The organism is Nitrincola nitratireducens, assembly GCF_000585235.1.
Lineage (GTDB): Bacteria > Pseudomonadota > Gammaproteobacteria > Pseudomonadales > Balneatricaceae > Nitrincola > Nitrincola alkalisediminis.
This window is the reverse complement of sequence record NZ_AONB01000012.1, coordinates 1-24,028: the sequence shown is the minus strand read 5'-3', so window position 1 is coordinate 24,028 and position 24,028 is coordinate 1. Positions and strand designations below refer to the sequence as shown.

The 24,028-nt window shown below is 47.7% G+C and carries 19 protein-coding genes and 1 pseudogene; 12 read left to right on the top strand and 8 right to left on the bottom strand.

Annotated elements, in window-relative coordinates; translation table 11 throughout:
- Positions 1–156: 156 nt before the first annotated feature.
- Positions 157–2,394: an NADP-dependent isocitrate dehydrogenase gene (locus D791_RS11035; RefSeq protein WP_036511590.1), complete on the top strand. Its 2,238-nt coding sequence runs from the start codon at positions 157–159 to the stop codon at positions 2,392–2,394.
- A gap of 52 nt (positions 2,395–2,446) precedes the next feature.
- On the opposite strand, the gene D791_RS11030 is transcribed toward D791_RS11035, so the two are convergent.
- On the bottom strand, positions 2,447–5,881 hold the full coding sequence (locus D791_RS11030) for a mechanosensitive ion channel domain-containing protein (RefSeq protein WP_051514438.1): 3,435 nt from the start codon (positions 5,879–5,881) through the stop codon (positions 2,447–2,449).
- Positions 5,882–6,068: 187 nt separating this feature from the next.
- Here D791_RS11030 and D791_RS11025 point away from each other — a divergent pair.
- Together D791_RS11025 and D791_RS11020 are read left to right on the top strand one after the other, a co-directional pair.
- Positions 6,069–7,105: pseudogene (locus D791_RS11025) on the top strand (NADP(H)-dependent aldo-keto reductase).
- Between the two features lie 101 nt (positions 7,106–7,206).
- Positions 7,207–8,061, top strand: coding sequence for a PA4780 family RIO1-like protein kinase (locus tag D791_RS11020; RefSeq protein ID WP_036511587.1), 855 nt, complete (start codon positions 7,207–7,209; stop codon positions 8,059–8,061).
- Positions 8,062–8,218: 157 nt separating this feature from the next.
- On the opposite strand, the gene preA is transcribed toward D791_RS11020, so the two are convergent.
- Entirely contained in the window at positions 8,219–9,496 is a 1,278-nt protein-coding gene (gene preA / locus D791_RS11015; RefSeq protein WP_036511583.1) for an NAD-dependent dihydropyrimidine dehydrogenase subunit PreA, read from the bottom strand.
- Positions 9,497–9,513: 17 nt separating this feature from the next.
- A complete protein-coding gene (locus D791_RS11010; RefSeq protein ID WP_051514437.1) occupies positions 9,514–10,866 on the bottom strand; it encodes an NAD(P)-dependent oxidoreductase in 1,353 nt (450 codons plus the stop codon).
- A gap of 303 nt (positions 10,867–11,169) precedes the next feature.
- Between D791_RS11010 and D791_RS11005 the strand changes: the two genes are divergently transcribed.
- Entirely contained in the window at positions 11,170–11,832 is a 663-nt protein-coding gene (locus D791_RS11005) for a TetR/AcrR family transcriptional regulator (RefSeq protein ID WP_051514436.1), read from the top strand.
- A gap of 25 nt (positions 11,833–11,857) precedes the next feature.
- Here D791_RS11005 and D791_RS11000 read toward each other — a convergent pair whose 3' ends face one another.
- Positions 11,858–13,093, bottom strand: coding sequence for a Zn-dependent hydrolase (locus tag D791_RS11000; protein WP_036511580.1), 1,236 nt, complete (start codon positions 13,091–13,093; stop codon positions 11,858–11,860).
- Positions 13,094–13,521: 428 nt separating this feature from the next.
- Between D791_RS11000 and hydA the strand changes: the two genes are divergently transcribed.
- From hydA to D791_RS10970, 7 genes are all read left to right on the top strand, one after another.
- The gene (hydA, locus tag D791_RS10995) at positions 13,522–14,961 is read left to right on the top strand and encodes a dihydropyrimidinase (RefSeq protein ID WP_036511577.1); all 1,440 of its coding nucleotides are present in this window, start codon (positions 13,522–13,524) and stop codon (positions 14,959–14,961) included.
- 41 nt (positions 14,962–15,002) lie between these two features.
- The gene (locus tag D791_RS10990; protein WP_202806861.1) at positions 15,003–15,824 is read left to right on the top strand and encodes an ABC transporter ATP-binding protein; all 822 of its coding nucleotides are present in this window, start codon (positions 15,003–15,005) and stop codon (positions 15,822–15,824) included.
- A gap of 10 nt (positions 15,825–15,834) precedes the next feature.
- Positions 15,835–16,722, top strand: coding sequence for an ABC transporter permease (locus D791_RS10985; RefSeq protein WP_036511574.1), 888 nt, complete (start codon positions 15,835–15,837; stop codon positions 16,720–16,722).
- Entirely contained in the window at positions 16,719–17,084 is a 366-nt protein-coding gene (locus tag D791_RS20985; protein ID WP_237748616.1) for a hypothetical protein, read from the top strand. The genes D791_RS10985 and D791_RS20985 overlap by 4 nt, the downstream gene beginning before the upstream one ends.
- Positions 17,081–17,674 (top strand): ABC transporter permease, encoded by a 594-nt coding sequence (locus D791_RS20980; RefSeq protein WP_237748614.1) that lies wholly within the window; start codon positions 17,081–17,083, stop codon positions 17,672–17,674. The genes D791_RS20985 and D791_RS20980 overlap by 4 nt, the downstream gene beginning before the upstream one ends.
- A gap of 37 nt (positions 17,675–17,711) precedes the next feature.
- A complete protein-coding gene (locus D791_RS10975) occupies positions 17,712–18,716 on the top strand; it encodes an ABC transporter substrate-binding protein (RefSeq protein ID WP_036511571.1) in 1,005 nt (334 codons plus the stop codon).
- Positions 18,717–18,908: 192 nt separating this feature from the next.
- On the top strand, positions 18,909–20,192 hold the full coding sequence (locus D791_RS10970; protein ID WP_081763833.1) for a ribonuclease J: 1,284 nt from the start codon (positions 18,909–18,911) through the stop codon (positions 20,190–20,192).
- Positions 20,193–20,357: 165 nt separating this feature from the next.
- Here D791_RS10970 and D791_RS22040 read toward each other — a convergent pair whose 3' ends face one another.
- The 4 genes from D791_RS22040 to D791_RS10950 form a co-directional block, all read right to left on the bottom strand.
- Positions 20,358–20,459, bottom strand: coding sequence for a metal-dependent hydrolase (locus D791_RS22040; RefSeq protein ID WP_157682328.1), 102 nt, complete (start codon positions 20,457–20,459; stop codon positions 20,358–20,360).
- Between the two features lie 8 nt (positions 20,460–20,467).
- Positions 20,468–20,761: a metal-dependent hydrolase gene (locus D791_RS10960; RefSeq protein ID WP_036511564.1), complete on the bottom strand. Its 294-nt coding sequence runs from the start codon at positions 20,759–20,761 to the stop codon at positions 20,468–20,470.
- 84 nt (positions 20,762–20,845) lie between these two features.
- Positions 20,846–21,574 (bottom strand): TrmH family RNA methyltransferase, encoded by a 729-nt coding sequence (locus tag D791_RS10955; RefSeq protein WP_036511561.1) that lies wholly within the window; start codon positions 21,572–21,574, stop codon positions 20,846–20,848.
- Positions 21,571–23,196: an NAD(P)/FAD-dependent oxidoreductase gene (locus D791_RS10950; protein ID WP_036511559.1), complete on the bottom strand. Its 1,626-nt coding sequence runs from the start codon at positions 23,194–23,196 to the stop codon at positions 21,571–21,573. The genes D791_RS10955 and D791_RS10950 overlap by 4 nt, the downstream gene beginning before the upstream one ends.
- Before the next feature lie 162 nt (positions 23,197–23,358).
- Here D791_RS10950 and rlmE point away from each other — a divergent pair, with 162 nt between their 5' ends.
- Positions 23,359–23,979 carry a 23S rRNA (uridine(2552)-2'-O)-methyltransferase RlmE gene (rlmE, locus tag D791_RS10945; RefSeq protein WP_036511556.1) on the top strand — a complete coding sequence of 207 codons (621 nt, stop codon included), beginning with the start codon at positions 23,359–23,361 and terminating at the stop codon, positions 23,977–23,979.
- Positions 23,980–24,028: the final 49 nt, after the last annotated feature.

Below are 24,028 nucleotides of genomic sequence, written 5' to 3'. Positions count from 1 at the left end.
ACGTCTATACTCTTAGCGTATAAAATTTACCTGTAGTTAGTTACAATATCCTTGTAGTTTTTTTACTAAAAAAGAATAAAATCAGGCTACTTTGATCATAACAGACACCTTCGCATTAAGACGAAGGCCATTCAGCCATGCAACTTGGGGAATAAAATGACAGAAAAAAGTCCGAAAATTATTTATACGCTTACTGATGAAGCTCCAGCTCTTGCAACCTTTTCTCTTCTTCCCATTATTAGAACTTTCACAGCTGCAGCTGAAATCAGTGTAGAAACCAGTGACATCTCCGTAGCGGCACGTATCCTTGCCTCTTTCCCCGAAAGATTAACCGAGTCTCAACGTGTAACGGATACACTCGCAGAACTGGGCGAGTTAACGCTAGACCCTTCAGCAAATATCATAAAGCTACCGAACATCAGCGCCTCAATTCCGCAACTCAAGGCCGCTATTGCTGAACTTCAGTCTCAAGGCTACGACATTCCAAACTTCCCAGACGAGCCCGCCACTGCTGAGCAACGTGAAATCCGTGATCGTTACAGCAAGATTTTAGGCAGCGCCGTTAACCCTGTACTTCGCCAGGGTAACTCTGACCGTCGTGCTCCACCAGCGGTTAAAGCCTTTGCTCGCAAATTCCCACATTCCATGGGTAAATGGAGCCCTGCATCTCGCTCACACGCTGCCTACATGAAAGGCGGTGATTTCTACTCCAGCGAGAAATCAACAACCATGCAAGATGACACAGACGTGCGCATCGAGTTTGTTGCTAAAGACGGCACCGTTACTGTGAAAAAAGAACTCCACCTGTTGAAAGGTGAAGTGCTAGATGGAATGTTCATGAGTGCTAAAGCACTGCGTGATTTCTTTGAAGACACCTTGAACGACTGCAAAGAAACAGGCGTTATGTGGTCTTTACACGTTAAAGCCACCATGATGAAAGTGTCTCACCCGATCGTGTTCGGCCACGCTGTGACCGTTTTTTACAAAGACGTGTTCGAAAAACATGCAGAGCTGTTCAAAGATCTGGGCGTTAACCCGAACAACGGTCTAAGCAGTGTTTACGACAAAATCAAAACGCTGCCACACTCTAAGCAAGAAGAAATCGAAGAAGATATCCACGCATGCTATGCGGGCCGTCCTGAAATGGCGATGGTTGATTCGGTAAAAGGCATCACTAACCTTCACATCCCAAGCGATGTTATCGTCGATGCGTCGATGCCTGCCATGATCCGTAACTCTGGTCAAATGTGGGGACAAGACGGCAAGCCTAAAGATACAAAAGCGGTTATGCCTGAGAGCACCTACGCACGTATCTACCAAGAAATGATCAACTTCTGCAAAACCAATGGCGCTTTCGATCCAACAACCATGGGTACTGTGCCCAACGTTGGCTTGATGGCCATGAAAGCCGAAGAGTACGGCTCGCACGATAAAACCTTTGAAATGACCGCTGACGGCACGATGAGAATCGTAAACGCTGCCGATGGCTCACTGATTATGGAACATCAGGTTGAAAAAGGTGACATTTGGCGTGCATGCCAAACTAAAGATGCAGCGATCCGTGACTGGGTTAAATTGGCCGTTACACGTTCACGTCAATCAGACACGCCTGCTATTTTCTGGTTGGATAAAGAACGTGCTCACGATAGAGAGCTACGCGCTAAGGTTGAAGAGTATCTGAAAGAATACGATACCGACGGTCTTGATATTCGTATCATGTCTTACATTCCTGCGATTCGCCGCACCATGGAACGTTTGATTCGTGGCATGGACACGATCTCTGTTACCGGTAACGTATTGCGCGACTACCTCACAGACCTCTTCCCAATCATGGAACTCGGCACTTCTGCAAAAATGCTGTCAATCGTTCCGATGCTGGCTGGCGGTGGAATGTACGAGACAGGTGCAGGCGGCTCTGCGCCTAAGCACGTTCAGCAGTTGGTTCAAGAAAACCACCTGCGTTGGGATTCTTTAGGTGAGTTCTTGGCCCTTGCCGTATCTTTAGAAGAGCTAGGCATCAAAGAAAACCTGCCGAAAGCTCAGCTACTCGGTAAAGCGTTGGATGCCGCCACCGAGAAACTGCTGGAAAACAACAAGTCTCCTTCACGCAAAACTGGCGAGTTGGATAACCGTGGCAGCCACTTCTTCCTAGGCATGTACTGGGCTCAAGAGTTGGCAGCACAGGATGAAGACGCTGAGTTGAAAGCACGCTTTGAGCCTTTAGCTAAAGCGTTGACCGACAATCAGGATACTATTCTAAAAGAAATGAGCGACGCTCAAGGACACCCAGTGGACATCGGTGGATACTACCATCCAGATGCTGCGAAGACATCTGCTGTCATGTGCCCAAGCGCTACACTCAACAGCATTCTGGCGAATTTCAAAGCCGCTTAATGCTCGCAAGATGCCTAGCTTTCGCCAGGCATCTCAGCCACTCAAGCCGAATCTAGTTTAGATTCGGCTTTTTTATGCCTTTTTGCCAAGGCTTCCGTGTTTCAACAGGCGGCTGCATCTCTCTTGGAACATCTCGAATATGAATATCCATTTGCGGGAAGGCAATCTCAATATTGGCTTCACGAAAGGCTTTTAGGATCGCCACATTCAAATTACTGGTCGTCACCAATCGATCTGACATTTGACAGACGTAGACTCGCAGATCAAAGCTCAAAGCGCTATCACCAAAACGCGTGAAATACACGGAGGGCGCGGGATCTTCCAAGGTTAACGGATGCTCATTCGCAATCCTCAATAGAATCTCCATCACTTGTTCTGGATCTGAGCTATAGGAAACACCTATGGGTAACACAAGGCGTGTCACATTGTCCGATAGTGTCCAGTTAATCAAGCGCTCAGTGATGAAGTTTTTATTCGGCACCACGATTTCGCGGTTATCCCAATCGATAATGGTTGTTGCCCGTGTCCGAATACGCGCGACCGTGCCACTGAACTCACCAATTGTGATGGTATCGCCCACCCTAACCGGACGTTCAAACAGCATAATCAGACCCGAGACAAAGTTGGCCACCACTTCTTGAAGACCAAACCCCAAACCAAGGGTTAATGCAGCCACCATCCACTGCAACTCACTCCATCGCAATCCCAACAGCGAGAAAATGGTGACAACAGCCACCACCGTAATGGCATAACGCAGTAAGGTCGTCACGGTGTAGCTGTGGGCGGCTTCCATGAGGTGACTGCGCGCCAAGAGAATTTCGACTAAGCCCGGCAAATTGCGCGAAGCCAAGGTAAAGACGCCGGCCAGCAATAGTGCCAGCATAAAGTCCTGCAAACTCACTCGACTAAGTAACTCGGCTTCACCTACAACAGTGATGCGTGACCAAAGGGTGATACCATCTAACCAAGTCAGTGCCGGCAATACATCTGCCCATACCAAAAACAGCACAAACACTAGGCCCGTGAAGGTAAACGTTCTTAACAATGACCGCGTTTGTTGACTAATATGCTCAATGCTCAACTGCTGCTCTGGCAGCTCTATCGCCCCTTCTCCCACAACATTGCTTGGTTCTTCTGCCTCTTGTTTGGCCTTTTGCTCACGGAAACGTTTGAGCCTGAGGTGTGTTTCGCTGAGTATGAGGGCTCTTGCTGCAATACAATGCACAAGCCACACAAGGCTTAACATCATCAGCGTATCAACCAACTTGGGCAGCAACTCACCGACCGTCAATAAGTAACCGGCAAAGGTCAGTGCCAGCAGGGCTAAGGTTCCTGCAAGAAATCCGAAACGCAGCACTTTGCGTTGTTTGCTGGCTAAAAAACCCTCTAACGTTTGTGTGGTCGGCGCCAACACCTGCCAGGCTATCAAACCGTTTAAGAACACCACTAAGAACAAGCCTAAGCGCCCAAAGACGTCGTAAACCAACTCACTCGGATGCCCAAACGCCAGAGCCAAAAAGATAATCAGCAGCAGTTGCACCGGTAAAAACCAAGTCAAACTACGGCGCAAACGTATTAATAAAATAGGGTCCCACTTAAAGTGAGCACGTCCGACACCCTTTTCTGAGGTGAACAACAGGAATAAATGACCGGCCAACCACCAAGCAGCGGTACTGTTCAGAACGCTGCCCAGAACTTGAACGCCATTGGATAAAACAGCCTCATCCAAACGTCGCAAATTAAATGCACTTAAAAACAACAACATCGGTATGGGTAAAACACGCAATAAGCTCCAACCTATGGCTTTTAACGTGAGCATGATGTTGTCGGTATAGCGATGCGATACTTGTTCGGCCAAAGCCTCTAATTCCGCTTTAGCACGCCGCCCCCACAGGTAAACGCCCAAGACAGCAATCAGTGTTAACGCACTGAGCAGCGGGTTATAAATCAGCATTAGGTAGAGTGAACTGAAAATACCCGACCAAACGGAAGGATCAAGCAGCTGGACAAGTGCCGCCGGCAGACTCCGAACCCATTCAAGGCTCATTGCTGAGTGACTAGGCCACCAGAGCAAACTTTCTTTTAAGGTCTGATCTAACTGATCAATCACCGTATTTAGAATCTTCAAACGCTCTTCATTTTGACGTAACTGCTCACTCAACTGCTGCTCAGACATCAGCTGTGCATTTAAGATGTCACGCCGCAACGTCGACAGCTGCCGCTGTGCGGTTGCCTCTACTGAGATTGACTGTACGGAGGGAGCCAAGCGTATCTCGTCACGCAAGGAGATACTTCTGAGCCGCGATTGAGCTAACTCCCGTTCTAAATCACGGACAACGCCCCTTTGCTCTTTTAAGTCATTGAGCCGTCGCTGCTCCTCTAAGAACTGAACTCCCAAGGCATCGGTTAGCCCACTGACTTCCAGGCGCTCTTGAACACTTGCTAGCGTCTGCAGTAAGCCCTCATGGAGTCGGGTGTACTCATCACGTCGCTGCTGTAAGCTGCGCGTCACTTCATAGTTCACTGCAATCTGATCAATACGTTTGCGTAAGTCCTGAATCTCATCAGGAAAATCAAGCAGCACTTGAGGGTCACGCTCGGTTAAACGCACCAGCTGGGTATTCAGCTCTCTGATTTCTTCCGACGTTCGAAGATTAAACTCATTTTCCAACTGACGAAGCAATTCAGCCAGTAATACACTTTGGTATTCTTGTGCGAGGATCTCAAGCTTGAGAAGCTCAATTCTTGGGGTTACGCTTTGCTGATCAAGACGTAAACTCAAGAGACGAGCTTGTCGCCGACGATCATCTACCTGTTTAACCAACTCCTCGATCGGACTAAGCCCTTCAAGGGGAAGATCCGTGGGGTGTCGAGTTAATAGCTCACGGGATAGATCCGATAATTGCGTAGCAAGTGTTCGTGTTTGCTCCTCCAGCCGACCCAAGGATTGCTGCTTTTGCTCAGTATCTTGTGCAAGCTGATCACGCAAGACCCTAAGTTCGGACATACGCGATTCGATATCCGATAAACTCATTTGCTCTTGTGTTTGCGGTAACTGACGCAGTTGTAACTCAAACTCAGCGATGCGCTCTTCGAGGACCCGCCTGCGCTCGTTGATATTTTTCGCAACGTCAACTCGCTCCAATGCCCCTAGCAAGCGTTCCGTTGATGATTTTTCAATGTCTGCTGCTGCCTGAAGCGCTTGTTTCTGCTCTTCCGTGGTCTCGCTGGCTTGTTTTAACTGTTCAAGTGGCTCTGACAAAGGCGTTGCTAACCACTGCTTCGCTTCAGTGTCGTCGATGACTGAAAGCATCGGTGCGAGTCGCTCATCCAGCGTTTCGAGCGCCTGGGTTAACCCTTGCTGAGATTCAACTAAACGCACCTCATGACTGGGTTGATTAGCGGTTGCAGTGAGTGAATAACTCAGCAATACACACATTAATAAAGCACAAAGCACACGTGATACGTACTTAAAGGGGGACTGCATTTTTGTCTTTAAACCTTCTAGGGGCATTTTAACCAACTGTTTTTGTCTGTTAGACTCAGGCTCGTTCGTTATTGATTGAACAAGATATGGTATTCTACTCAGGCTTATGATGAGTTGACAGGTCAGCAAGCAAACCTTTCAAGCCAATCATTGATATTCGTCTAGGGAAACCGCTACCGAGGGCCGTATGGAATATAGACAATTAGGCAAAACTGATCTCCGCGTTTCAAAAATTGCATTGGGCACCATGACATGGGGTGAGCAAAATACTGAGTCAGAGGCTCACGAGCAATTGGACATGGCTTGGGACCTGGGCATTAATCTTGTTGACGCTGCTGAAATGTACCCCGTTCCCCCAAGACCTGAGACACAAGGCCAGACCGAAAGGTTTCTAGGCACTTGGTTAAAAAAACGCGGCCTTCGAGATAAAATTGTCTTAGCCACTAAAGTCACAGGCCCTGGCGAATCCTTTCACTATCTGCGCAACGGGCCTAGATTGTCGCGAGAGCATATTTTGTCGGCGGTGGATGACAACCTTCAGCGCTTACAAACCGACTATATCGATCTTTATCAACTGCACTGGCCGGAACGTCACACCAACTTTTTCGGTCAACTTGGCTATCAACATCAAGAATCACCCGATGCGATTTCGATTGAAGAGACGCTTAGTGCCTGCAATGAGCTCGTCAAAAGTGGCAAAGTTCGTCACATCGGTATTTCCAATGAATCCCCATGGGGAATGCATGAGTATCTTCGCCTGAGTGATCAGCTGGAATTGACGCGAATTCAGTCCATTCAAAACCCCTACAACCTGCTTAATCGTTCGTTTGAGGTGGGGCTGGCCGAGATGTCAATACGTGAAAACCTAGGCCTTCTTGCTACTCACCCTTAGCCTTTGGTGTGTTAAGTGGTAAGTATCTCGATGGCCAACGCCCTGCCAAGGGACGCTTAACCCTTTATGAGCGCTTTAAGCGTTACACATCTGAGCGCGCTGAAAGTACAACACGTGCCTATGTTGCAATCGCAAAACGCCATGGCCTAGACCCTGCGCAAATGGCATTGGCATTTGTAAATGATCGCCCCTTTGTGACAGCCAATATTATTGGTGCCACTACGCTTGAGCAATTGAAGTCAAATATTGAGTCGGCTGATATTGTATTGTCGACAGAGGTGCTTGGGGACATTGAAGCGATTCATCTGCAACAACCCAACCCATGTCCATAAATTTGGATGAATCGACTAAACTCGGATAAGCGTTAAGCTGGGTGTGTTCAATCACCGACGCTCAACGCTTTTGATTCGGCTGCTTTATCGGAATTTTATTGATGAAAGTCCCAAAACGATTACAACCTCTGGTAGAAGATGGAATGATTGATGAAGTCATCAGTCAGTTAATGAGTGGTAAAGAAGCGCAAGTGTTTGTGGTCCGCGCAAACGATCACGTGCAGTGCGCAAAAGTGTTTAAGGAAGCGAAGCAGCGTAGCTTTAAACAAGCCGTTGAATACCAAGAAGGCCGTAAAGTGCGCAACACCCGCCGTGCACGTGCGATGTCTAAAAAAACACAATACGGTCAAAAAGAGCAAGAAAACGCATGGCTGAATGCCGAGGTGGATGCCCTTTACCAATTGGCTGCAGCAGGGGTTCGCGTTCCTAAACCCTATGGTTTTATTGACGGCGTGCTGCTAATGGAGCTGATTACCGATGCAGAGGGTTATGTTGCGCCAAGGCTTGATGACGTCACCCTCAGTCGAGAAGATGCACTGCGCTGGCATGAACAGATTATTAAAGAAATTGTACGGATGCTTTGTGCAGGTCTCGTGCACGGCGATTTGTCTGAGTTTAATGTGCTATTAAATGAAGAAGGCCCCGTCATCATTGATCTTCCCCAAGCTGTGAACGCTGCTGGAAACAATAATGCCGAGCGTATGTTGGCACGTGACGTCAACAATATGCGGGCATATTTTGGTCAATTTGCGCCAGAACTGCTAACCACACAGTACGCTAAAGAGATGTGGGACTTATACGAATCTGGAAAATTAACGCCTGAATCCCAACTGACCGGTCAATTTGCTGAGCGTGAGGATCTGGCGGATGTTGATGAATTAATGAGCGTCATCGAGGCCGCCACGACCGAAGAGCAGGAACGTTTGGAACGCTTACGAGCGGCCAACGAAGACTAGCTCCAACAGCTTCCATACTGCCCTAAAGGTGACGATAGCACCTCGATTTGAGGTGCTATCGTCGACTTTGATCACGAGACAAGCTCGGGGGCAATACCTCAACTTCAGTTTGCTGACACCTGCGTAAACCTTCGTTAAGGCGGAAAACCGTCAGCGCCTAATGCCCAACCTCACGATGAGGGTTACGTTCATCGTGAATCCAGCTCAAGTAAGGTTTGTCTGCCTCACGTTGCTCCATTGTAATGCACGCCGACACTGGGCAGGTAATCTCGCATAAATTACAACCAACACACTCGTCTTCAATCACTTGGTAACGGTTGCTTCCATCTGGCTGTGGCAATTTGGCAATGGCTTGGTGAGAGGTGTCTTCACAACTAATGTAACAGCGGCCACAGCCAATACAGCTGTCATCATTGATGTTCGCCACCACCTTATAATTCATATTGAGGTATTTCCAGTCGGTTGTATTGGCCACAGCCAGACCTCTAAAGTCCTCCAGTTTTTCATACCCTTTCGAGTCCATCCACCGGCTCAAACCGTCTTTCATTTCAGAGACAATTCTAAATCCATGGATCATCGCAGCGGTGCACACCTGCACTGAACCTGCCCCTAATGCAATAAACTCGGCAGCGTCCCGCCAATTACTGATCCCCCCTATGCCGGAGATGGGCAGCCCAAAGGTTGCAGGGTCACGCGCAATTTCAGACACCATATTCAAAGCAATGGGCTTAACAGCGGGTCCACAATAACCACCATGGGTACTTTTACCATCGACAATTGGCCTTGCTACCATCTGATCCAGATCGATACCCGTAATCGAGTTAATCGTATTGATCAGAGACACGGCATCGGCCCCACCTGCTTTGGCCGCCCGTGCTGAAAAGCGAATATCGGTAATATTGGGGGTAAGTTTTACAATCACAGGCAAGCGACTGTGAAGCTTGCACCAACGCGTTACCTGTTCAACAATGTCAGGTACCTGCCCTACCGCAGCACCCATACCGCGCTCTGGCATACCGTGTGGGCAGCCAAAGTTTAGCTCCAACCCATCCGCTCCGGTTTCTTCGACCAGCTTAACAATTCGCTTCCAGGATTCCTCGACACAGGGCACCATCAAAGAGACAACCAGTGCCTGTTCGGGCCAGTGTTTTTTAACGGCTTCAATTTCTCTTAGATTGATTTCAAGTGAGCGATCGGTAATCAACTCAATATTGTTAAAGCCGACCACCTGTCCCTTCGCGTCGTAGGTCGCAGAGTAACGCGATGACACATTCACCGCGGCAGGATCTTCACCAAGTGTCTTCCAAACCACCCCTCCCCATCCAGCTTCATAAGCTCGCTCAACGTTATAGGCTTTGTCGGTTGGCGGCGCAGAGGCTAGCCAAAAAGGATTGGGGGCTTGAATACCCGCAAATGTCGTTTTTAAATTCGCCATGGTACGTCTCCTGCGGCTTAAGCCTTGTCTGCTAATATGAGGGATGAATGGATGGCTTCAGCTGCACGTTTACCTTGCTGCACAGCCTCGACGGTTAAATCTTGCCCAATCGCCGTACAGTCTCCACCAGCATAGACCTTGGGTATTGCCGTTTGGAACTCAGAATTAACGACCAGCTTTCCTGATTTAACCTGGCTTAATAGGTCTGTCTCATTTTCAGGCAGGACCAGTGTTTGACCCACAGCTTTAAACACAGCATCGCAGTGTATTGAGTAGGTTGTATCGAGATCGATCAACTCTCCTTGATCCAGTGTCGTAGAGCGAAACTCCATTCCCATCAACATGCCCGCTTCATCCACTAATAAGCGTTCGGGTTTGCTCCAGGTTTTGATTTGAACTTCGTGCGCTTTTGCAATCGCTTGTTCATGTCCCGTCGCACTCATGCTTTCAGCACCTCGTCGATACACCAATGTGACGTCTTCACTGCCTAAGCGTTTTAATTGGCAAGCAATATCGATGGCGGTGTTGCCAGCTCCGATGACCACAGCACGCTTCGGCACATCCAGTTCACACAGATCTGAGGCCTGTCGCAGTTCACGAATATAGTCCACGGCATTTTGCACTGAGTCTAAGTCTTCATTGTCGAGCATCAGGTGACGCGTCCCTTGTAAACCTATGGCTAAAAAGACGGCATCAAACTCAGCCTGCAAATCAACCAGACTCACATCGCGACCTAAGGCTGTTCCTGTATGCAGGGTAATACCGCCCAAACCCAGAATAAAATCCACCTCTTTGGCGGCAAAATCATGGGTCATTTTGTAGCGTGCTATGCCATACTCATTTAGCCCGCCGGCCTTCTCATGCGCTTCAAAAATCTCAACCTGATGCCCTTTCATCGACAAGCGATGCGCACAACTCAAACCTGCAGGGCCCGCCCCTACGATGGCAATCCGCTTGCCTGTGTCAGGTTCACGCGAGAACGGATGCCCTTCAAATTGGGCATGATCTGTCGCATAGCGTTGAAGCAAACCAATCAAAACCGGTGCACATTCGGCTTCTTTATTACGAACACAGGACTGTTCACATAAAATTTCTGTCGGGCACACACGAGCACAGGTACCGCCGAGTATGTTGCTTGAGTAAATCGTCTGTGCAGCACCCTCGATATTGTCATGGTGGATGGCATTAATAAAACTCGGTATATCAATTTCGCTAGGGCATGCCTTGACGCATGGTGCATCATAGCAATATAGACAACGTGCACTTTCAAGCTCGGCTTGGCGTGGCGTTAAAGGGGGATGGATATCACTAAACAGTTCGTTGAGTTCCCGTGTTGGGGAAATCGAAATTAACGGGGGTTGCAGGCTCATTGACAGGCGCTCCCAAGACAGTTTTTTTGTTCCGTCAATATCTACCCTAAGGTAGGTTGACGATCATTGTATCTTAAGAGATGCAGACCTTATGCCAACTTCTGACCATTTGGTCAGAAGATAGAGCAGGAAGATATAAGCACTTGAAAATGAATGAGTAAATTATCTTAAATTTCATGTAAGATATTTTTTTATGCATTTTTTGTTCTGAATGACTTGCCCCTCATGCTTTTTTTCTGCACTCTTTTTAAGCAGATAGAACACCGCTCCACCCATTACCATGCACTTTATCGGTGAATTATTGTGAGTAAACGCCCTGACTCAACCGCAAAATCCAAACACAATCGACGCAGTCTTGCTCAAGTTCGACAAGACAACTCCGAACACATTCTTCGCGTCGCCGAGCGTTTATTCAGTGAACGAGGCTACAGTGGCACGACGATTATGGCCATCGCTGAAGAAGCATGCTTGCCCAAAGCCAATATTCTCTATTACTTTCACACCAAAGAAGCCCTTTACCAGGGGGTGTTAAGCAACATTCTAAAGATTTGGATGCTGAGCATGAACGATATGACACCCGAGCAGCACCCGCGTGATGCGCTGCGAGATTATATCGTTAAAAAAATTCGTCAATCCAAAGAATACCCGCATGCATCCAGAATCTTTGCCGCCGAGGTGTTGCACGGTGCGCCTTTTTTGCGCAAGCAATTAGAAACTGACTTAAAGGAGCAGTTTGATAAAACCTGTGATGTATTTCGACAATGGATTGCAAAGAAATGGATGGATCCGGTTCACCCAGAACATCTGATGTTTATGCTGTGGTCATCCACGCAAGCCTATGCCGATGTTCAGGTTCAAAGCTGCATTTTGCTCAGTAAAAGTGAGCTGGATGATCAAGACTTTAATGATGGAGCGGACTTCCTTGTCCGGATGGTGCTAAAAGGCTGTGGCATCAATCCCGTGTGACGCTGGGGTGATCGATATAGGCGGGTTATGCTTCTATTTGGGCCAGGGTCAACATGGCGTTAAACAATACGGCGCACCCCGCTTCACACTCCTCAGCGGTTGTTGATTCAATTTCATTGTGGCTGATTCCATTTAAACAGGGCGTAAAGACCATACTGGTGGGTGCAAAGTCAGACACGTAACAAGCATCGTGTCCAGCCCCAGCAATTATGTCCATATGCGAATAGTCTAGCGCTTTGGCTGCTTCGCGCACGGCGTCAATGCAGTCAGGGTCAAATGGAATTGGCGCGTAGTACCAGATGGGCGTCAGGGCTATCTTGACTCCTGTTTCGGCTTCAAGTGCTTCAATCTTGGCTTTCAATGCTTCATCCATTACCGTAAGCGCCCGATCCTCTGGGTGGCGCAGATCAATGCTCATGGTTATTTTGCCGGGAATTGTATTCCGAGAGTTGGGTAACACCTGCATATAGCCGACCGTGCCACACCCCGGCTTGTTGGCTGTTGCGATAGACTGCACCGCTAGAATCAGTGATGAGGCACAGGTTAAGGCATCTGTTCGTAAGTGCATGGGCGTTGTTCCCGCATGGGACTCTTGGCCGGTTAATTCGACATCGTACCAACGCTGCCCCTGTCCGCCTGTAACAACACCAATCATTTTTCCTTCGGCTTCTAAATAAGGGCCTTGCTCTATGTGAGTCTCAAAAAAGGCTTTATAGGCTCGCCCAGTGACGGGCTCAGCGCCAGCATAGCCAATGCGTTCCAGTTCATCGCCAAGGCGAACGCCGTTTACATCCGTTTTATTGAGAATTTCCTCTAGGGTGAAGCGTCCAGACACGACACCCGACCCCATCATGGCAGGGGCAAATCTTGACCCTTCTTCATTCGTCCAAACAGATATTTCAATAGGATGCCGTGTTTTGATTTGGTGATCATTCAAACTCCGAATCACTTCCAAGCCTGCGAGTACACCAAAGACACCATCAAACTTGCCCCCCGTGGGTTGAGTATCCAAGTGACTGCCGGTACCGACAGGCGGCAACGTGCTATCGGTCCCAGGGCGGGTCGCCCGAATATTGCCCACTTGGTCTATTTTGATGTCACATCCTGCCTCTTTTGCCCACTGAATGTATAGATCACGTGCTTGCTTATCCAGATCCGTCAAGGCTAAACGACAGCATCCCCCCTTGTCCGTTGCACCAATTTTGGCCATGTCCATCAAGCTTTGCCATAAACGCGCTTTGTTAATTGTATACGCCTGCATTGTCTCACCTATTGCATTGACTTGGAGAAATAGCCGCTAAATATGGCGACTGCCTTAATGTGTCTTTTTACCATGCAAAGTCCTGACCAATTGGACAACACCTATTCTACCCATAGCAATCAATTGATTTTGAATACAAATACGGCTTGATACAGAATTTCACGCTGCATATCTGTACTTTTTTCGCTCGCACTTATCGAGGAAAGCCCCATATTTGTGCAGGTTTTTCAGACAGCTCATCCAACATCGTCATTTTAATAATTAGGCACACCCTTCAAAATCTATCTAAAAAACATTTAGTTAAAAAATATTCATCAAACTTCTGTCCATTTGGTCAGTTAATTGCATTGCTTTTGTCATACCAACACATACCTCAATGCTACAGACGTATTCGAACAGCATAGAGTTTGACGAAGTGGAGTAAAACGATGGGTGTCCTAATTAAAAACGGTACGGTTGTTAACGCTGATCAACGCTTTGAAGCCGATGTGTATTGTGAGGCCGGTAAAATTTTGGCCATAGGGAAGGATTTATCGATACCGGAAGGAACTGAGTGCATTGATGCTACGGGTCAATTTGTGATGCCTGGGGGGATTGATCCTCATACTCATATGCAACTGCCATTTATGGGCACCGTCGCTAGCGAAGACTTTTACACAGGTACCGCAGCGGGTTTAGCGGGCGGTACGACGATGATCATCGACTTTGTCATCCCAAGTCCGCAACAACCGCTGATGGAAGCCTATCATATTTGGCGCGAGTGGGCGGCCAAGTCTGCCGCTGATTACTCATTTCACGTGGCGGTCACCTGGTGGGATGACAGTGTGTACGAAGACATGGGGACATTGGTGACGGAAGAAGGCGTTAACTCCTTCAAGCATTTTATGGCCTATAAAAATGCAATTATGGCGAACGACGAAACCATGGTGAATAGCTTTAATCGTTGCTTAGAACTCGGCGCCATGCCCACCGTCCATGCTGAGAATGGTGAACTCGTCTATCATTTACAACAAAAGCTCTTAGCGGCAGGGTTAACAGGGCCAGAAGCACACCCACTCTCTCGACCCACTGAAGTCGAAGGCGAAGCAGCCAATCGGGCCATTCGGATTGCACAGTCCTTGGGCGTACCTTTGTATCTTGTACATGTTTCGTGCAAAGAAGCGGTTGACGAAATTGCCCGTGCTCGCCACGAGGGTCAACGTGTCTATGGTGAGTGTTTAGCTGGCCACTTAGAGCTAGATGACAGTGTATACCAACACCCCGACTGGGCATTTGCAGCAGCTCATGTCATGAGCCCACCCTTTCGACCCAAAGGTCACCAGGAGGTTTTGTGGAAAGCCCTTCAGGGTGGAACCTTGCAAACCACGGCAACCGATCACTGTTGTTTTTGTGAGCCCCAAAAAGCCGCCGGTAAAGATGACTTTTCAAAGATCCCAAATGGAACAGCCGGTATTGAAGATCGACTCATGGTGCTATGGGATTCTGGGGTAAATACAGGGCGCTTAACCGAAAGCGAGTTTGTCGCGGTGACCTCGACGAACACGGCCAAGATTTTCAACCTTTACCCGCAGAAAGGCCATATAGCAGTGGGCTCGGATGCCGACATCGTGGTCTGGGACCCTAACAAACACCATACCTTATCGGCCAAAACGCATCATCAAAATATCGATTTCAACATTTTTGAAGGCCGGACTGTCGTCGGTGCGCCCAGCCACACCATCAGCCAAGGAAAAATTGTTTATAAACTGGGTGAGCTGTTCGCCGAGCGGGGTGCTGGGCGCTACATCAAACGTCCCGCCTTCCCCGTCATTTTTGATGCTGTCGAAAAGCAAAATCTCAATAAACAGCCCAAAGCCGTCACTCGATAAGGTAATCGTGCTTTTTGGATACGAGTTTAGGAAATTTCAGCATGAATGCATTGCACCCAGATGTTATGAATCGACCGACGACCTCAGGTCGATCTATGGTGGAGGTTAACAACCTTTCACTGATTTTCGAGGCAAATGATGCGCCCGTCCATGCCCTGTCTGAGATCAATCTCACGATACACAAGGGTGACTTCGTCTCGTTTATTGGCCCGTCCGGTTGTGGGAAAACGACCTTACTGCGCGTGATTGCCGATTTAGAACAGGCAACCAGTGGTGAAATAAAAGTCGGGGGAACTTCACCAAATGATGCCCGCCTTAATCGTATGTACGGCTATGTTTTTCAAGCCCCGGCATTGTTTCCTTGGCGCACCATCCGCAGCAATTGTGCCCTACCCATGGAAATTTCAGCGCAGTCTAAAACACATCAACACGCACAAATTGATAAGTACTTACAGATGGTCGGCCTGCAAGACTTTCATAATAAGTTTCCTTGGCAACTGTCGGGAGGGATGCAACAACGTGCATCGATTGCAAGAGCACTTTGCCTTGAACCTGAGCTGCTATTAATGGATGAACCTTTTGGGGCATTGGATGAAATCACACGTGATCATTTAAACATCGAGTTGTTGAAAATCTGGGAAGCGACTGGGAAAACACTGGTTTTTGTCACCCACTCCATTCCGGAAGCCGTTTTACTGTCAACGCATATTGTGGTTATGTCGCCAAGACCTGGGCGGATCGTCAAGGTCATAGAAAGCCCGCTACCTCGACACAAAACACTTTCTTTGAGGGATACCGATGCCTTTCACGCGCTAGCCGCCGAAATACGTCAGGCACTTGCTGAAGACCATCAACTGGATTAAGGAGGATGTCATGCAGCGATTGAAGTCACTGACACAACACACAGGCTTTGCTGTGGCCGTGGTCGTACTGGCGCTATTGATTGTCTGGTATCTGGCTGCGTTATGGATGAACGGTCAGCAACTGATTATGACCCTTGAGCGCACGCAACAACCCTGGACATATCTAGAGATTGCTCGTAATGCCTATGGTATTGCACGCCCACCGCTCCCCGTCCCACATCAAATTGCCATCGAACTTTACAACAGCATTGTCAATCAGCCGATTACTTCGCGGCGATCCTTGCTGTATCACACGATCATTACATTGAACTCTACCCTTCTCGGGTTTGCCATGGGCTCAATACTTGGCATTTTAATTGCTGTTGGCATCGTGCATAACCGAACACTCAATGCCAGCTTAATGCCTTGGGTAATTGCCTCACAAACCGTGCCCATTCTAGCCATAGCGCCCATCATAGTGGTGGTGCTTGGCTCCATTAACATAACGGGCATACTGCCTAAAGCCATGATCTCGATGTATTTATCCTTTTTTCCTGTGACCATCGGGATGGTTAAAGGCCTACGCTCTGCAGACAAACTGCACATGGAGCTGATGATGACCTACAACGCCAGTGCCCAGCAAATGTTTTGGAAGTTGCGCTGGTTTTCGGCACAACCCTATCTATTTGCCAGCCTTAAAATTGCGATTTCAGCAGCCTTGGTCGGTGCAATAGTCGCAGAACTCCCGACAGGTGCTCAGGGAGGATTGGGGGCTCGTTTACTCAGTGGCTCTTATTACGGTCAAACCATACAAATTTGGGCGGCCTTAATCATGTCGGCGCTGTTAGGCTGGTTTTTAATAACGCTGGTTGGTCTCGCTGAACGCTGGATTTTAAAAAGACGGGGGGCCGTACTATGAATACTCGGATACTTACCCTTGCCGCACTTGTGTGCGTATGTCTTCAGTCGGTATTGGTCTTTCAACTTCCTATCGGATTTTACCAGCAGAGGTTCTGGCTTTTACTCCTAGCCTTAGCGGTAATGGCATGTGTGTACTTAATGCAACGACTTGCAAACATCACCTCCTCTCGCTCAGCAGGGGCAAAGTTCTCTCAACTGCTTGTGCCAGCACTGTTTGGCTTTATGGTTTTGATGCTTTGGGAAGCCATTGTTCGTGGTTTTAATGTTCCCTTAGTGTTGATGCCAGCCCCTTCACGCATTATGAGCACGCTGTTAAACAATCTGCCAACCTGTGGGCTGATTTTCAGCAAACCTATTTGAAAGCGGTCATTGCCGGCTATCTGATGGGCTGTGGGTTGGGGTTTGTCACGGCTAAATGGGTCGTGCGCAGTCCCTTCTTGCAAAAGGGTCTCTTACCCTTGGGTAATTTTATGGCTTCGATTCCGATCATCGGCATTGCGCCCATCATGGTGATGTGGTTTGGCTTTGACTGGCAGTCAAAAGCAGCGGTCGTCGTGATCATGACCTTTTTCCCAATGCTCATTAACACCTTAGCGGGGCTCAAGTCTGTTGATCCGCTGCACGCGGACCTTATGCATACCTATGCCGCCGGAAAAAGCCAAATCTTTTTTAAAAGCCAACTCCCCCAAGCCATGCCTTTTATTTTTAACGCATTAAAACTCAACTCTACACTGGCGCTAATCGGTGCCATCGTGGCCGAGTTTTTTGGAACACCCATTGTGGGCATGGGCTTTCGAATATCCGCTGAAGTGGGCCGCATGAATATGGATATGGTCTGGGCCACTATTTTTGTCGCAGCTCTAGCTGGCTCATTAAGCTATGGCGCGTTGGCGTTATTGGAACGATGGGTGACCTTCTGGCACCCGTCTATTCGAGATAAACGTTCTTAAGTTGTCAGTAAATCAAGAAACTATAGAGGTGTAGAGCATGAAAAAAAATCTAATGAGTACCGCTGTTGGACTGGCATTTATGGCATCTGCTTTGACTGTTCAAGCCAATGATAAGCTTACATTACAGTTAAAGTGGGTAACGCAATCACAATTTGCAGGTTACTACGCCGCATTGGATCAAGGCTTTTATAAGGATGCAGGCCTTGATTTAACCATCAAGTCAGGTGGACCTGATATTGCACCTGCACAGGTTTTAGCAGGTGGTGGCGCTGATGTTGTCGTTGATTGGCTACCGTCTGCGCTGGCAACACGTGAACGAGGCTTACCGCTCGTCAATATCGGGCAAATTTTTGATCGCTCAGGCATGATGCTCACCTGCCTTAAATCAAGTGAGATCAGCAGCCCTGATGACTTCAAAGGAAAAACACTGGGTGTCTGGTTTTCGGGCAATGAGTATCCCTTTTTAAGTTGGATGTCTAAGCTCGGTTATGCAACCGACGGTAGTACCGAGGGTGTGCGAGTCTTTAGACAGGGCTTTAACGTTGATCCACTGTTTAATGGCCAAGCGGATTGCATTTCCACCATGACCTACAATGAATACGGCCAAGTCTTAGACGGCGGGCTCACACCCGATCATTTGGTTTTATTTCCATATGAAGACGAAGGTGTTGCAACCCTTGAAGATGGCTTGTATGTCTTGGAATCCAGCCTTGAGGATGACGCGAAGGTTGATGCACTGGCGCGTTTCTTAAGTGCCACTATCAAGGGTTGGGAATGGGCAAAAGAAAACCCTGAAGCGGCCGCGATGATCGTACTTGATAATGATGACTCAGGTGCTCAAACAGAAGCTCACCAAGTTCGGATGATGCAAGAAGTTGCTAAACTGCTCAGCACTCAAGAGATGGGCATCGGATATCTTGATCCTGCTGCTTTCGAACGCACCGTAGATGTGTTGTTAGACAGTGACTCCACCCCTGTCATTACCGAGCGTCCAACAGGTGCTTACACTCACGTCGTGTTTGAGAAAGCAAAAACCCTGTAACACGTAAGCGGGCAAAGAAGGCAGCACACACCTTCTTTGCCTTTTCAATGTGCGTTAAATCATCTGATGAAATATTACGACTGGAGGTTTAGAATATAGCCAAACGATAAAAGGAGATTATGTATTAATAGTTTAGTCCCTAACGCCTCTGATCTTTGGTTTCTGCCGTTGGGTGGTACAGGTGAAATTGGTATGAACCTGAACCTCTTTGGTCATGACCATCAATGGCTAATGGTAGACTGCGGCCTTACCTTTAAAGCACCACTCTCTGAGACAGATCCAACCTTACATGACCGAGTCTGTGCCGACCCGCAGTTTATTGCCCAACAAATTAATCGGCTGGCGGGCATCGTCATCACACACGCACATGAAGATCATTTAGGTGCTCTGCCTTATTTATGGCGTCGATTTAAATGCCCTGTCTACACAACACGTTTTACGGCTGAGATTCTACGACGTAAATTGGCCGAAACAGGGCTTGCGGGCAAGGTTCCCATTATTGAAGTCAATCCTCAGACTCCTCAACAAATAGGTGTCTTTTCTGTTGAATGGAAAGCCATTACGCATTCAATACCTGAGCCATACGGTTTGCTTATCAAAACCCAGGCAGGCCGTATTTTTCACACGGCAGATTGGAAAATTGATGCGCAGCCTGTTACGGGTAAAGCCTTCGCACCTCAAATATTTGAAGAGCTTGGACAACAAGATATTACGGCGATGGTGTGTGATTCAACCAATGCTCTTCGTGAAGGGCATTCAGCATCCGAAGCAGAGTGTGCAGAGGGTCTTTTAAAAGTCGTTGAGCAAGCTAAGGGACGCGTGGTGGTGGGATGCTTCAGTAGTAATATCGCCAGGTTAATTTCCTTAGCGCGGATTGCACAGCAGACGGGACGCTACATGGCCGTTTTAGGACGCTCATTGCAAAACATGGTGAGCGCAGCAAAAGTCACAGGTCACTGGCCGAAGGATTTGATCTTAATCGACTCAAGCCATTTGGGCTATTTGCCGAAAGAAGAAGTCTTAGCCGTCGCGACAGGAAGCCAAGGCGAACCTAGAGCTATTTTAAGCCGTCTTGCATCGGGACATCACCCAGATCTATTGCTTGAACCCGATGATACCGTGATCTTTAGCTCCATTATTATTCCGGGCAATGAGTTGTTAATTGAGCGCCTGGTAAAAGAGTTTAAACATAGGGGAATTAAAATCCTGCAAGCAGAAAGTGCTGAGTATTGCATTCATGCATCAGGGCATCCATGTCAGGATGAGCTCAAAGCACTTTATTCCTGGGTAAAACCCAAAATATCTATCCCCGTCCACGGTGAACCAGAACACATTAAAAAGCATGCTCAGCTCGCAAAAAGCTACGGTGTTCCCATTCAATTGGCTGGCTTAAATGGCGATTTATACCTAATCGCTCCGCAACCGGGGATTCGTCGGCAAGTGGTCGCAACAGGCCGAATAGCGCTTGATGCTTAAGACTATCAGCTCCACGCCCCAATGGAAGAATCCTTGGGGCATCTTGAGGGTTTACGCGCTTTTTCTAAAACGAGCTAAGCAAATGCTCAGGAAGAACATCCGCATAAAACAGAAACAGCCCTGCCATCAAGCACGCAACGATCAATCGCTCCTGCCAGCTTCCCGTTAAAAAAGCAAAGCGCATGCTGATCCGAGTTTTTTCGGCCAAAAAAGCGGTACTCCACCACGTGTCATCCAATCCGCTACAAGATGCGAAACACTCCCCACCCATATTGCTATCCACCAATTTTGATAATAGCATCGTAGCGTTCATACGCCATCGCCAAACCAATCGTTAAGACCAGCATAAACAGTAAAGAATGCGTTGGACCTCGATGTGGAATCAGCCGACCGACTAATTTAAAGGGTCTGAAATGACGACTGATCATACTCTTGGGGTGATCAATGTCGGGCAACAAGCTACCCAGAACCGCCATACTTAATGTTGGAAGATCAACAGGAATAGAGAATAGATGCCCAACCACGCACCAACTGGTAACACCAACAACGATGTGAGAATAACCCATCATAAAAAACAAACCTTAATACGGCTGAAGGTTTAAATGCATAACCTAGAAAATGGAGGGCAGTCAACAGGACTGACGAACGATAGCCTACGAACGACGCTGCCGTTCGTAAATGCAAATATTGACAGCACTGGCGAGATTTAGGGAGTCAATCATACCGCTACCTGGAATACTGAAGACGTTGGTTTTGAGATCCATGATTATTTCTTTTGGGATACCGCGCGCTTCATTACCAAACAGGTAACAATCACACTCCTTAAACTCCTTGGAGTCCAAGCCTTTCCCACTTAAATCTAAACAACCAATTGTCTGATAACGTTGGCTTAGTTCGGCAATTGAAACGTCTTGCTCGATCGGCACGTGAAAAACAGCCCCCATACTTGAACGAATCACTTTCGGGTTAAATGGATCAACGCTACCCGGAGCCAATAGACATCGAAAACCGCCAAACCAAGCTAAACTTCGTAAAATCGTGCCTAAGTTTCCAGGATCTTGCACTTCGTGCAGATAAATACCGATATCAGCATTTGAAGCTTTCGGTTCTATTGCTGAAATGGGTACAACCGCCACAATTCCTTGTGGGGATTTAGTATCGGATATTGCCAACATTTGCTTTGAAGTGATCAGATGCTTTTTAAAAGGCGTGTCCCAGTTTTCGTAGGCACTGGTTACGTAAATTTCAGTCGACGACAAGGTTGGCTGCTGTTGATGAACCGCCTGCAACTCTTGTATCAAATGCTCACCTTCTACAAGGCAATATCCGAATTCATAACGATATTTCTTCTGATGGAGTTTTTTGATATCGTCCAGCTTCATGCAGATTCACTCATGTCTCGTAACATTTTTAAAGCAACCGCTTCTGCCACTTTAATGCCATCGATGCCGGCTGAAAGAATTCCACCAGCATAGCCTGCACCCTCACCTGCTGGATATAAACCACGGGTATTTAAACTTTCAAAAGATTCTGCGTCTCGAGTGATTCGAATCGGAGATGAGGTACGAGACTCAATGCCTGTTAACACTGCGTCATGGCGATCAAAGCCACGAATCTTCTTGCCAAAAGCAGGTAAGGCTTCGCGAACGGCATCGATTACGTATTCTGGCAGGGCAGCAGCAAGATCACACAGATGAACACCTGGCTTATAGGATGGCTCTACACTGCCAAGCGACGTTGACGGAACCCCTTGTAGAAAATCACCCACTAGTTGGGCAGGCGCTTTATAATCACTGCCACCTAAAGTGTAGGCTACAGACTCTAAACGCTCTTGCAACTCAATACCGGCAAGTGGATGACCTGGAAAATCCTGTTCAGGGCTAATTCCCACGACAATACCTGAGTTCGCATTGCGCTCATTACGAGAATATTGGCTCATGCCATTCGTTACTACACGACCTACCTCAGATGTGGCTGCAACCACAGTGCCGCCTGGGCACATGCAAAAGCTGTATACAGCACGTCCATTTTTGGCATGATGAATCAGTTTATAATCAGCGGCCCCAAGCTCTGGATGCCCGGCATACTTACCTAAGCGGGCCTGATCAATCAGTGATTGTGGATGCTCGATACGAAAGCCAATGGCAAAGGGCTTGGCTTCAATAAACACTTGCTTTTCATACAGCATGCGAAAGGTATCACGCGCGCTATGACCCAAAGCCAATACGACATAACGACTGAAATACTGAGTACCATCGGCCAGTTGAACGCCTTGCACCCTATTGTCTTCCAACATAACATCGGCTACTTTCGCTTCGAAATGAATTTCACCACCGAGCGCGATGATTTCCTCCCGCATCTTTGCGACTATACCCGTTAAGCGAAAGGTGCCAATGTGTGGCTTGTTAACATAGAGAATATTGTCTGGCGCCCCGGCTTTGACAAACTCAGACATGACCTTTCGACCATAAAACTTTGGATCTTTCACTTGGCTATAGAGCTTTCCATCAGAAAAAAGCCCAGCCCCACCTTCTCCAAACTGAACATTTGACTCCGGAGTCAGTTCACCTTTACGCCATAAAGCCCAAGTGTCTTGTGTACGCTGACGAACATCACGACCTCTCTCCAGAACGATTGGCTTAAACCCCATTTGCGCCAACAATAAGGCTGCAAATAGACCGCAAGGACCCAAGCCGACGACTATAGGACGTTCCGTTAAATTGGCAGGCGCATTCGCAACAGTATAATAGTGAGTATCGGGCGATCGGGTAATATGAACATCATCTTTAAAATCCTGCAGAAGACGTTCATCGTCGTCAGTGGTCAGATCAATAATGTAGACAAAGCGAATTTCTGTATTCTTTTTTCGTGCATCGTAGCTGCGTTTAAAAATCGTGTAATCAACCAACTTGTCTTCGGAAATATTCAAGCGCCGTAGAATGGCAGATTTCAAATCCAAATCAGTATGATCAAGAGGTAACGACAGCTCAATAAGACGAATCATTAAGGGGTTCCAGCAAGTAAAAATGTCAACAAAACAGGTGCGTGATTATACCTGTCCCTTTATCTAAAGTCAGGCTGTGCGATGGACGAGACCCTTAGCTTTTTGCTCATTAAGGATGGACAGAGTACAATTCGCTTTTTAATTTGATGGTTTTATTCGGTTATGGCGCGTTCTAAAAGCAGTGGTCGTTGGTTAATGGAGCATGTCAATGATCCTTATGTTAAGCAAGCTCAAGTCGATGGGTATCGCTCAAGGGCCAGTTATAAACTGCTCGGCATTAACGAAAAAGATAAGCTCATAAAGTCTGGAATGCTGGTGGTTGACTTAGGGTCTGCTCCTGGTGGCTGGTCTCAAGTTGCATCTAAATTAGTTGCACCGAACGGACGTGTTATTGCCTCGGACATCTTGCCAATGGATTCGCTAGCTGACGTAGAGTTTATTCAAGGGGATTTCACAGAGGAAAGCGTTTTCCAACAGATACTGGATGCGATAGGTGAAGAACCTGTTGATGTCGTCATTTCTGACATGGCACCCAATATTAGTGGCGTTGCATCCGCTGACCAAGCTGCGTCAATGTATCTTGTAGAGTTGGCCTTAGATATGGCACGAAGCGTGTTGAAGAAGAATGGCGCATTTGTTGCCAAGGTGTTTCAAGGCGAAGGATATGAAGAATTCATCAAAGACATACGTGAATCATTTACAAGCGTAGTCGTCCGAAAACCAGAAGCTTCAAGAGCGCGCTCGCGTGAGATATTTGTTGTTGCGAAGGGATTTAAATCTTAGTAGAGACATTTGATAGAGAGTGTTTTTGCATCCATGCAGCTGCGTCCTT